The following is an 11,081-nucleotide window of genomic DNA, read 5'->3' as shown; positions in this document are numbered from 1 at the left end:
CGGGATGTCATCGAGGCTGGGCCGCATGTATCGCCTAGGCTCCTCTCGTGAGTTTGCCCTCTGCTACCTCTGAGAATCGTGCAGTTGTTACTGGTGCCTCTTCTGGTATCGGGACGGCGCTTGCTGCTGAGCTTGCTGCTCGCGGGTATTCGTTGATCCTGGTTGCGCGGCGCGGGGAGGTGCTGACCGAGCTTGCGCAGCGGTTGACGTTGGCGCATGGGATCACCGCGGAGGTGCGGGCGGTCGATCTGGCCGATCGAACGGCGCGCGGGGCGCTGGTCGAGGAGTTGGCGGCTCGCGATATTGCGATCCTGTGCAATAACGCCGGTATCGCGACCTTCGGCGCGGTCGCCGAATTGGATCCCGCGTATGAGCGGGCCCAGATGGAGCTCAATGCCGTTGCGGTGCACGACCTCACCTTGGCCGTACTGCCCGGCATGATTGCCAGGGGTGGTGGCGGCATCCTGATCAGCGGTTCGGCGGCGGGCAATATGCCGATTCCGAACAATGCCACCTATGCGGCGAGCAAAGCGTTCGCCAATACCTTCTCCGAATCGCTGCGCGGCGAATTGAAGGGCTCCGGCGTGCACGTCACCCTGCTCGCTCCGGGTCCGGTCCGCACCGAAACCCCCGATCTTGCCGACGCCTCCATCGTCGACCGCATGGTGCCCGACTTCATGTGGGTCACCTCCGAATACACGGCCAAGATCTCCATCGACGCCCTGGTCCGCAACAAGATGCGGGTAGTCCCCGGCCTGATCAGCAAGGGTATGAGCGTCGCAGGCCAATACGGCCCCCGCGCCCTCACCGCCCCAGTCGCCGGTGCGTTCTACAAGAAGCTCGGCGGCTGACCGGTAGAAGCCGAAAATGGTGATTCACGCCACCGGTCGGCACCCCGCGCGAGCCACCACGGCGGTCGGATCCACCGTGGCCGATCCCGCGATCAATTCCGTGCGCATCGCGTCCAACAGCGGCTTTCGGGCAGCAGGTCGCCGAACCATCCACCAACACTGACGCCGGAATCGGCCCAGGTCAGCGCGAGCATGGGCCGCATTGGAGTGCCGGTCAGCAACCCGTCAGGAAATGTTTCGGGTGCGTCAAGGATCCGTCAGCATCGCCCATGATCAGTACGAACCGGCGTAGTCCTGATATCGGCCCCGCATGCCGAGAAAGCGGGGGCGCACCCAGGAGAACCACGTGACGCTGCTCGAGATCTTCCCGTCGCTGCGGTCGGGAATGCCTTCGCGCCTCGACTCCGCGGTCTGGCCGCAGGACACCCATTACGACGACGACGGCCGAATCACCCTCGGCGGGGTCGCTCTCGCCGATATCGCCGACCAGTACGGCACCGCCACCTATGTGCTCGACGAGCACGAGGTCCGCACTCGCTGCCGCGCCTACAAGAAGGCCTTCCCGGAGGCCGAGATCATCTATGCGGGCAAGGCGCTGATGATCCGCGCGGTCGCGGAATGGGTTACCCAGGAAGGACTTTCGGTCGACGTATGTTCGGCTGGTGAACTCGCCATCGCCATCGCGGCCGGTGTCGACCCGAAGCGAATCGTGTTGCACGGCAACGGCAAATCCTTCGACGAACTCGAAGCGGCCGTGCAAAGCGGTGTCGGCCGGATCGTGATCGATTCGATGACCGAGATCACCCTGCTTTCCGCACTGGCCACCCGACCCCAACAGGTCCTGCTCCGACTGTCGCCCGGCATCGATGTGCACGGGCATCCGGCCGTGAAAACCGGTGTGCTGGACCAGAAATTCGGTTTCCCGCTCGGCAGCGATATGGCCGCCGAGGCGGTCGAACGCATTATGCGCCAGCCGAACCTCGAGCTGATCGGCTTCCACTGCCACATCGGTTCGCAGATCTACGATCCGGACCACTACGGCGAGGCCGTGCGCCGGATGATCGCCGAAATGGCAAGGGTCCGTGCAGATCACGGCCGCATACTCACCGATCTCGACCTCGGCGGCGGACATGCGGTCGCCTACCGCAGCGGGGACGCCGAGATGAATCTGACCGAACTCGCCGACATCATCGACGACGCCCTGGACGCGGCCTGCGCGCGGAACCACTTCCCGCGCCCGAATATCGCCTTGGAGCCGGGTCGCGCCATCGTCGCGCGCGCAGGCGTGACGCTGTATCGCGTGCTGTCGGTCAAGCATATCGATGGCGGACGGACCTACGTCACCGTCGACGGCGGCATGGGCGATAACGCCCGCGTCGCGCTGTACGGCGCGAATTACGAAGTGGTCATTGCCAATCGGCATCCCTGCGGCCCACAGATGACCGCAACGGTGGCCGGTCGCTACTGCGAGGCGGGCGATGTGCTGGCCACCGATATCCGGCTCCCGGCCGACCTGCGCCCCGGCGAGGTGCTCGCGGTGCCGTGCACCGGCGCCTACCACCACAGCCTCGCCTCGTCCTACAACAGCGTCGGTCGGCCACCGGTCATCGCGGTACGCGCCGGACGCGCCCGCCAGCTGATCCGCCGCGAAACCACCGACGATCTACTCGCCCGCGATATCGGCAACTGACGGGCCGATCTCAGGCCTGTCCGGCGGCGTGCTCGATGAACCGGCCGAGCAGTTCGTGCAACTGTCGGCGTTCGGCCTCCGAGAACGGCACGAGCAATTCGACCACCGCCGCATCGGCGGTGCGATTGGCAGCCGTCAACCGCTCCCGCCCGCTCGGCGTGATGTGCACGGCATAGCTGCGACGATCCCGCTCATCCTTGCGCCGCTCCGCCAGCCCCTGCCGCTCCAGCTCATCGATGATGTAGACCATCGACGACTTGTCCAGCTGCAGCCGGTCGACCAACGCGCGCTGACTGAGTGGCCCCACCTCGGCCAGACAGCCGAGCACCCCGAGGTGACGCAGTTCGAGCCGCTGTTCCCGCAGTGCACGATTGGCCGCCGCACGCGCATAGCGGTGCGCCAGATAGAGCTGACCACCGATCTGGGCGCCGAGCTGCTCCGAAGTATCCGCCACGGGCAAACTATATCCGATGACAGATCGTCTGAATTCAGATAGTTTTGAACCATGAAGATTGTCATCGTGGGAGCCGGGCTGGCAGGCCCCCTGCTCGCACAGGGCCTGCACCGAGCCGGAATCACCGTCGAGCTCTACGAACGCGAAGCCGTGGGTCAGCACAGCCAGGGCTTTCGCATCTCCCTCGATCCGGAGGGCGACCTCGCGTTGCGCAGCTGTCTGCCGTCGGACCGCTACGAACGAATCCTCGCCACCGCAGGCAAGCGCGGTACGGGGGTGCGGTTCCTCGACCCGCAACTGCGCGTGGTTCGAGAGATGCTGGTGCCGCCGAGGGCCGATGAGGATGTGCACGGACGGCATCAGACCGTCGACCGGCTCACACTGCGCGAGATCCTGCTCACCGGCATCGACGTCCATCACGGCGCATCCTTCCGGCGCTTCGAACTGCTCGACGACGGCCGGGTCCGGACCTACTTCGACGAAGGCACGGTCACCGATGCGGATCTGCTGGTCGCCGCCGACGGCACCCATTCCCGCATCCGCGCCCAATGGCTGCCGAACGCCGAGGTAATCGAAACCGGCCAAGCTGAGATCTACGGCAAGACAGCGCTGACCGACCAGATCCGCGCGCTGACACCCGACGCCGCACTGGACGGATTCAGCGTGATCGCCGGTACCGACGGCCGGTTCATGTCGCTGGCCGCCCACGAATTCGCCTCCGGCGACGGCGATGACTACGTGATGTGGGTGGTCGCCGCACCGACCGCAACGATTCCGGCCGACCTGTCCGCAATGGACAAGCGGCAACTACAGAAAATCGCCATGGAACTGATCGCCGACTGGCCCGAGAATCTCGCCGCACTAGTGCGCCATGCCGACCCGGAATCCGTCCACAACACCACGATCCGGACGGCAAAACCGTTGCCGCACTGGGAAACCGGGCCGGTCACACTGATGGGCGACGCCATCCACACCATGATCCCCGCCGGAAGCAGCGCGGGCACAGCCCTACGCGACGCCGCCCTGCTCTGCCGCCGCATTACCGAGCGGACCGGTTCACTGCGCGACGCGGTCCACGCCTACGAAACCGAAATGCTCGACTACGGTTTCGCGATGGTGGAGCGCTCGCTGCGCAGCGCTACCTGATCCTCACTGCGGCCCCGGCACGAGCTGAGTGTGCGCCGTATCATCCGGCTGGAACCAGAGTCCATCGGCCGGACCCCAACTGCACAAGATGACGTCGGCGCCGTGGTCGGCGGGCCCATTGAAGGTCCACCGTCTCCCTGATCCGCAGACCAGCACCGCCCGGCACTGCCCGGGATCGTCGTCATCGGTGCTCGCGCTCAGCGCTTGCGGGTGCCGAAAATGCTGCGGCTGATCTCGCGGCCCGCAGCGGTCGCGGCCGAGCGCAGGAAGCTCTTCACCGCTGGATTCTTCATGATGCGCTCGGCGGCGGATTCCTCCTCGGGGGCGGCTTTCGAACGCCCCGGAGCCGGAGCCGCCTCCGGTTCCTGTTGTGCCGCAGCGGCTTTCGCGGCCATGATCTCATAGGCCGACTCACGATCGATGGTCTGGCCGTATTTGGCGGCCAGCGCGCTGGACAGCGCCCGCGACCTGATCTGATCCTCCCCGATGGTATCCATCAGCGAGCGCGGCGGCTGAATCCTGGTCCACGCCACGGGAGTTGGCGCGCCCTTCTCCGAGAGCACCGTCACGATCGCCTCCCCGGTCCCCAGCGAGGTGAGCGCCTGCTCCAGGTCGTAGACGCCGGTCTTCGGATAGGTACGCACTGTCTTGGACAGGGCCTTCTGATCGTCGGGCGTGAAGGCACGCAGCGCGTGCTGGATGCGCGCACCCAGTTGGGAGAGCACCGGATTCGGGATATCGGTGGGCAGCTGGGTGCAGAAGAATACGCCGACACCCTTGGACCGGATCAGCTTGACCGTCTGCTCCACCTGCTCCAGGAAAGCCTTCGAGGCATCCGCGAACAACAGGTGCGCCTCGTCGAAAATGAAGACCAGCTTCGGCTTTTCGACATCACCGACCTCGGGCAGCGTCTGGAACAGATCGGCGAGCACCCACATCAGAAAGGTCGAGAACATCACCGGTCGCGCCGCCTGCGCACCGAGTTCGAACAGCGTGATCACGCCCTGACCACCCGCGGTGCGCAGCAGATCGGCCGGATCCAGTTCGGGCTCACCGAAGAAGGTGTCGCCACCGTCGGCCTCGAGATTCACCAGCGCGCGCAGGATCACCCCCGCGGTGGCCGCCGAGACCCCGCCTATGCCCTTGAGATCCTCCTTACCCTCCGGACTCGTGAGGTGGGTGATGACCGCGCGCAGATCCTTCAGATCCAGCAGACCGAGACCCGCCTTGTCCGCCCAGTGGAAAATCAGACCGAGCGTGGACTCCTGAGTTTCGTTGAGCTCCAACACTTTACTGAGCAGCACCGGCCCGAATGCGGTGATGGTCGCGCGGATCGGCACCCCGACACCACCGGTGCCGAGCGAGACGAATTCGGTCGGATAACCGGTCGGCCCCCAGTCCGGCGCACCGGTCTCGGCGGCCCTGGCGCTGAGCTTTTCATCGGCTTGCCCCTGCTGTGCGAGCCCCGACAGGTCGCCCTTGATATCGGCGAGTACCACCGGAACCCCGGCCCGCGAAAGCTGTTCGGCGATGCCCTGCAGTGTTTTCGTCTTACCGGTGCCGGTCGCACCGGCGACCAGCCCGTGCCGATTCATGGTGCGCATCGGAATCCGCACGCGCGCAGTCGAATCCACGGCACCGTCCACGACAACTGTGCCCAATTCCAGTGCTGCTCCGTCGAACGCGTATCCGGCAGCGATCTGCTGCGCCACCGACTGTTCCGCGGCCTGCGCGGTCTGGGTCGCCGCCAACTGCGCGGATTCCGCCGCGGCAGCGCTGGCGACCGCGGTCTCCGCCGTCGCGGCTGCCTTGGATTGCGCGGCCTCGGCCTGCGCCACCGCATTCGCCGCATTCGGATCCGCGCTCGCGGCCGCCGCCTCCTGCTCGGCCAACTCGCGTTCGGCGGCTTCGGCCGCGGCGGCGGCTTCCGCGGCCACGCGCGCCGCCTCCTCGGCCGCCTTCCGTGCTGCAGCCGCCTTCTCCTGAGGGGTTGTCATCGCGCGTCCTCCGTCTGGTCCGCAGTGTTAGCTGTCGTGCCGAAAACGCATACGCCGATCTCCCGCAAACTCTATCGCCGCTGCTCCCGCTGAGACGGCTCACCCAGTGGTGACATGCACTCGTACGCAACCAGCACCCGGCCTCGAGCAAATAGAGCATGCGCCGTTCGCAGCCCGTCTCGCATCCGAGTGGCCGAAGCGCATGCGACGCAGTCGGCGAGTCTCGGCCGCTCGGATGGGAGACATCCGAGGGCCGCGTACACGCGATGCCGAAGGCATCGCCGATAAATACAGCTATGTTGCCGGGGTGTCCGACAAATACGTGGTGTCGAATTCGGCGTTTTTGATACACGGCCTACGCTGCGACAACGCAGCCGGGTGAGCCCCGTCGGTCACGACCAAACGGCTACTGTGTGTCCAGTGAGCGACAAATACGTGGTGTGGATGGATTGTGAGATGACCGGCCTGCGCCTCGACAGCGACAAGCTGATCGAAGTGGCCGCGCTCGTGACCGACAGCGACCTCAATATTCTCGGTGAGGGCGTGGACATCGTCATCCATGCCGACGACGCGGCCCTGGCCGCCATGCCGCAGGTGGTCGCCGATATGCACGCACGTTCGGGCCTGACCGAGGAAGTGCGCCGCTCCACGGTCACCCTCGCCGATGCCGAAAAACAGGTACTCGACTACGTCCGCGAATACGCCCCGACCGCGGGCACGGTCCCACTGGCCGGCAATTCCATCGCAACCGACCGCGGCTTCATCGCCCGCGATATGCCCGCACTCGATGCGCATCTGCACTACCGGATGATCGATGTGAGTTCCATCAAGGAGCTGTGCCGCCGCTGGTACCCACGTATCTACTTCGGCCAGCCGGAGAAGGGCCTGACCCACCGCGCCCTGGCCGATATCAAGGAATCCATCCGCGAACTCGGGTACTACCGACGCACGGCCTTCGTCGCCGCCCCCGGCCCGTCGACCGCAGAGATCACCGCCGTTGCGAACGAACTGAGCGGTGGCGGCAAGACGGCCGAGCATAACGGGACGTCAGAAACCGATTAGGGACTCGAGGGGTTGACACGCTAATATCGACCGCGCCGGTGATTCACCGGCGATGGTGAGTGTAGTTCAGTTGGTAGAGCACCAGGTTGTGATCCTGGCTGTCGCGGGTTCGAGTCCCGTCACTCACCCCAAACGTCTCGGTGCGCGAACCGTCCCCAAGGGCGGTTCGCGCACTGTGATCAGCAGATCCTCACTGTCAGCGGTATTTGTCCACCGGAATTCGGAAGACCGGGACCAGCCGATCTGGGGCAGTAATCATTACCCGAGCAACCAGCTCCTCGAGCAACGCCTTCGTCTCACTATCGGTTCCGGTGTGAATTACGTCACGTAACCGCTCGGGAAGGTCGATGGCTGAGCGACTCGGACTCCCAGGTTGCCGAGAGGTGCGACCACTCAGTGCGTATCGCGTCGACGATCGCAGCGATGACGGGGTCGTCCCCGGCCGCTTCGATGTTCCACGCGATCCCTGACGAGAACTCGAGTTCTCCGCTGGCCAGTGGAATCACGCTGAAGGCGGGATCTGCAAATACGCTCGCTGCCCCACCGGTTGCGGGATCGTAGGTAAGTGCGAGTCCGCGGCTATGACGAATGTAGCTCGCGAGCATGGCTGGATCATTCTCGTCCATCCGGTGGAAGTTGCGAATACCGGCTTCGGCAAGCTGCTGATGAAGCCTGTTCAGCGCCAACGGCTGAGGGGTGGCCGGTCGCAGGACGATCGTGCGCTCCGCCAGATCCGCCAAGGTGAGTTCATCGCGCTGCGCAAGCGGGTCATCTGCGCGCATCGCCACCATTAGCTCGTAACGGCTGATCACGATGCTGTCCAGCGCTGGGCTGTTCAGTGGCAAGTGAACCAGTGCTGCCGAAAGCTCGCCCCGCTCGAGGAGCGGAAGAAGATCAACGGATCGCGCCGAGCGGTACAGTACCGACGCATCGGGTACCGCAGCTTCGGTCACCTCGATGAACCGGTCGGCCAACGCAGGCGGCGACAGATGTGTTCCGCCGATTCGCACGGTCGGGGGAACGTCTTTGAAGGTGTCCGCGATCGTGTTCAGTTCGTCGACGTCCATCAGAATCTTTCGGACCCGCACCACAAGGGCTTCACCGAACGCGGTCAACTGAACCTCGTGATGCCGCCGGACAAACAGTGCGCCGCCCAGTTTGTGTTCGAGGTCCTTCACCATGCGACTGACCGGCGACGGTGTCAGGTGCAGTCGTTCGGCGGCCCTGGCGAAGTGCAGTTCCTCGGCGACTGTGACGAAGCACCGCAATTGGGGTAAATCCACGATCAAAGCATGGAGTCCGTCATCGTGGTCGTCAATGGGCCAGAACCACGATGCGTTCTGGCGAACCTGATCGTGTTGTAAACAGCGATGTTCAAGTCCAAATTCGGCTGCGACAGTTCACTCATGACTTCCACGCAGCAATCCGCAGGGATCGATCCCCTGCCTTTGTCCGAGGTCAGAGTCATCGAGCTCACAGACGGCTCCGGAGAGACCGCGGCACGGCTTCTCGCGGACATGGGTGCGGACGTTGTCAGAGTCGAGCCCGCTACCGGCGCGCTCTCTCGTACCCAGCAACCTTTGTTCGGCGCGATGAGCATCTACTTCGAAACGCACAATCTCAACAAACGCGGGGTAGCACTTGATCTGACCCACCCAGCGGGGCAGAACCACTTTCAGCGACTCGTGCAAAGTGCCCACATTCTCATCGAGGGTCTGGGCACCGCCAGGCTCGAGGAACTGGGGGTTCACCTGGGGTCTCTACGACATCGCTTTCCAAGTCTTGTGATCGTCTCGATCAGTGACTTCGGGCGCAGTGGACCGTACCGGACCTGGGTCGGCACGGATGCTGTCCACTATGCCCTGAGCGGCCTGCTGTCGCGGTCTGGGTTTCCCGGCCGTCAACCGCTGTTGCCTCCAGGGGCGATGGCAACGGAGTCTGCCGCACTGACGGCCGCATGGGCCGCAGTCCTTGCGTACTACAACCGTCTGCACTCCGGCGTGGGAGACGACGTCGATATATCAGTTCTTGAAAGTACCGTTCAAATTATCGACCCGGGCTACGGGATGGCCGGTTCGGCTGCGGGTGGAATGTCGCCCTCGGATGAATCACGCGGCCGGCCGGATGTCGGACACCGCTATCCCATCTTTGCGTGCGCCGACGGGTATGTCCGGTTGTGCATTCTGAGTCCGCGTCAATGGCGTGGTGTATTCGAATGGCTGGGTAGGCCGGCGGCACTGTCCGATCCTGCGCTGGCACGTCTAGAAGAGCGTTATTCCATTGCAGCGCAGCTGTATTCGATCATTTCCGACTTCGTCGCACCGAAGACTCGCGACGCCGTAGTCGCCGAAGGTCAGCAATTCGGCGTGCCCTGCACAGCGCTTCTCGACGTCGGCGAGGTGTTCGAAGCAGAGCACTACCGAGCACGGGACACCTTCGTTGATATCGAAACCGCAGAGGCTGTCCTGCGTGTTCCCAATGGCCTGATCGAGTTCGACGGTCGGCGGATGGGGGTTCGTACCCCCGCACCCAGTCACGGCGAGCACAACACCGAGATCCTCACCGCCTTGGCCGAACTGGAGACCGATGAGTTCCCATCTCCGATGTCGAAGAGGCAGCGACGTCCGCTCGAAGGCATCCGCGTACTCGACCTGGGGGTAATCGTTGCCGGAGGTGAGGCCGGCCGACTGCTCGCTGATATGGGCGCAGAGGTCATCAAGATCGAAAGTTCGCTGTTTCCCGATGGCAGCAGGCAATCCACCACAGGCGATCTCGTCAGTCCCGTGGTGGCCCGCGGCCACCGCAACAAGCAGAGCATCGGAATCAACCTTCGCTCGGCCGCGGGTCGGCAATTGATGAAGCAGTTGGTCGCGACGTCCGACGTCATTCTGTCGAACTTCAAGCCTGGCACGATGGACAAGCTCGGACTGTCATATGCCGAGCTCGCAAGGGTCAATCCGCGGATCGTCGTGGCCCAGTCCAGCGCCTTCGGACGTGAGGGACCGTGGCGTGGGCGGCTCGGATACGGCCCTCTCGTACGAGCCGCAACGGGATTGAGCGCCTTGTGGCGGTACGACGATGGGGTGGACGGCTTCTCGGACACGGCGACTACATACCCCGACCACGCGTCCGCTCGCGTCACAGCACTCGGAGTCGTGTCATTACTGATCCGACGTCGACGGACCGGACGTGGTGGGAAAGTCGACATCGCGCAGGCAGAGGTGATCCTGTCGCAGAGCGCCGACCTCTTGGCGTTGGAATTCCTCTTGCCCGGTAGCGCAGTTCGCTATCGGGACGGGCGGGCCGCCGATGCTCCGCGCGGTGTATATCCCGCATCCGGCGACGACGAGTGGCTCGTCATCGACATCCGTGATTCCACCGACTGGAAAAGATTGGTCGAGAGTCTCGGCCGTCCTGCACTCGCCCGAGATCCCCGATTCGACAGGGCCGAACGCAGAGTAGCCAACCGCACGATCATCGACGGGCTCGTCACCCGATGGACGAAATCCCGGACTTCACGCGAGGCCACTGTGGCACTGCAGCGCGCTGGTGTCCCGGCAGGCATGATGCTGCGGGTTGCTGATCTTCTCGACGACGAACACCTGCTCGACAGAGGCGCATTCACTGTGGCGTCACACCCTCTGGTCGACCGCCCGTTGCCATGTGAGAACACCCCTGGCCATTTCACGAATATCCCCGATGTAGAGCTACGTCCGGCTCCGCTACTCGGCCAACAGACACGCGCGATCGCCGAACGGTTGCTCAATCTGACACCCAACCAGGTAGACGAACTCCTCGCCGCCGGGGTCCTCGAAGAGAACGTGCCACCGCCAGCGAACCGTGACGCATACATCGCGTGAAACCCGAACTCACACAACAGG

At 64.3% G+C, this 11,081-nt stretch carries 8 protein-coding genes and 1 tRNA gene; 6 read left to right on the top strand and 3 right to left on the bottom strand.

Annotated features, from left to right (window positions below; all coding sequences use genetic code 11):
* Nucleotides 1-47: 47 nt before the first annotated feature.
* Both cmrA and lysA read left to right on the top strand, forming a co-directional pair.
* On the top strand, nucleotides 48-851 hold the full coding sequence (cmrA, locus tag ACIBW7_RS11190) for a mycolate reductase (protein WP_397046132.1): 804 nt from the start codon (nucleotides 48-50) through the stop codon (nucleotides 849-851).
* A gap of 346 nt (nucleotides 852-1,197) precedes the next feature.
* Entirely contained in the window at nucleotides 1,198-2,541 is a 1,344-nt protein-coding gene (lysA, locus tag ACIBW7_RS11185) for a diaminopimelate decarboxylase (RefSeq protein ID WP_397046545.1), read from the top strand.
* A gap of 10 nt (nucleotides 2,542-2,551) precedes the next feature.
* On the opposite strand, the gene ACIBW7_RS11180 is transcribed toward lysA, so the two are convergent.
* Complete coding sequence (locus ACIBW7_RS11180; RefSeq protein ID WP_397046131.1) at nucleotides 2,552-2,995, bottom strand: MarR family winged helix-turn-helix transcriptional regulator; 444 nt, start codon at nucleotides 2,993-2,995, stop codon at nucleotides 2,552-2,554.
* 51 nt (nucleotides 2,996-3,046) lie between these two features.
* Here ACIBW7_RS11180 and ACIBW7_RS11175 point away from each other — a divergent pair, with 51 nt between their 5' ends.
* Nucleotides 3,047-4,141, top strand: coding sequence for an FAD-dependent oxidoreductase (locus ACIBW7_RS11175; RefSeq protein WP_397046130.1), 1,095 nt, complete (start codon nucleotides 3,047-3,049; stop codon nucleotides 4,139-4,141).
* Between the two features lie 197 nt (nucleotides 4,142-4,338).
* Here ACIBW7_RS11175 and ACIBW7_RS11170 read toward each other — a convergent pair whose 3' ends face one another.
* On the bottom strand, nucleotides 4,339-6,138 hold the full coding sequence (locus ACIBW7_RS11170; RefSeq protein ID WP_397046129.1) for a helicase HerA-like domain-containing protein: 1,800 nt from the start codon (nucleotides 6,136-6,138) through the stop codon (nucleotides 4,339-4,341).
* 420 nt (nucleotides 6,139-6,558) lie between these two features.
* Here ACIBW7_RS11170 and orn point away from each other — a divergent pair, with 420 nt between their 5' ends.
* Both orn and ACIBW7_RS11160 read left to right on the top strand, forming a co-directional pair.
* Nucleotides 6,559-7,200, top strand: coding sequence for an oligoribonuclease (gene orn, locus ACIBW7_RS11165; RefSeq protein WP_397046128.1), 642 nt, complete (start codon nucleotides 6,559-6,561; stop codon nucleotides 7,198-7,200).
* A gap of 55 nt (nucleotides 7,201-7,255) precedes the next feature.
* Nucleotides 7,256-7,331 (top strand) — tRNA-His (locus tag ACIBW7_RS11160).
* A 192-nt stretch (nucleotides 7,332-7,523) separates the two neighbouring features.
* On the opposite strand, the gene ACIBW7_RS11155 is transcribed toward ACIBW7_RS11160, so the two are convergent.
* Nucleotides 7,524-8,483 carry a LysR family transcriptional regulator gene (locus tag ACIBW7_RS11155; RefSeq protein ID WP_397046127.1) on the bottom strand — a complete coding sequence of 320 codons (960 nt, stop codon included), beginning with the start codon at nucleotides 8,481-8,483 and terminating at the stop codon, nucleotides 7,524-7,526.
* A gap of 87 nt (nucleotides 8,484-8,570) precedes the next feature.
* Between ACIBW7_RS11155 and ACIBW7_RS11150 the strand changes: the two genes are divergently transcribed.
* Nucleotides 8,571-11,060: a CaiB/BaiF CoA transferase family protein gene (locus ACIBW7_RS11150; RefSeq protein ID WP_397046126.1), complete on the top strand. Its 2,490-nt coding sequence runs from the start codon at nucleotides 8,571-8,573 to the stop codon at nucleotides 11,058-11,060.
* The last annotated feature ends 21 nt before the right edge of the window (nucleotides 11,061-11,081 follow it).

It is taken from the genome of Nocardia sp. NPDC049526 (genome assembly GCF_044465765.1).
GTDB lineage: Bacteria > Actinomycetota > Actinomycetes > Mycobacteriales > Mycobacteriaceae > Nocardia.
The sequence above is the reverse complement of the archived record's forward strand: the minus strand, read 5'-3'. Positions and strand labels throughout refer to the sequence as shown.

Bases quoted from the DNA above. Each gene is read 5' to 3' on its own strand.
- ACIBW7_RS11170 (WP_397046129.1), bottom strand. From the start codon at position 6,138: ATGACAACCCCTCAGGAGAAGGCGGCTGCAGCACGGAAGGCGGCCGAG.
- ACIBW7_RS11175 (WP_397046130.1), top strand. From the start codon at position 3,047: ATGAAGATTGTCATCGTGGGAGCCGGGCTGGCAGGCCCCCTGCTCGCA.
- ACIBW7_RS11150 (WP_397046126.1), top strand. From the start codon at position 8,571: ATGTTCAAGTCCAAATTCGGCTGCGACAGTTCACTCATGACTTCCACG.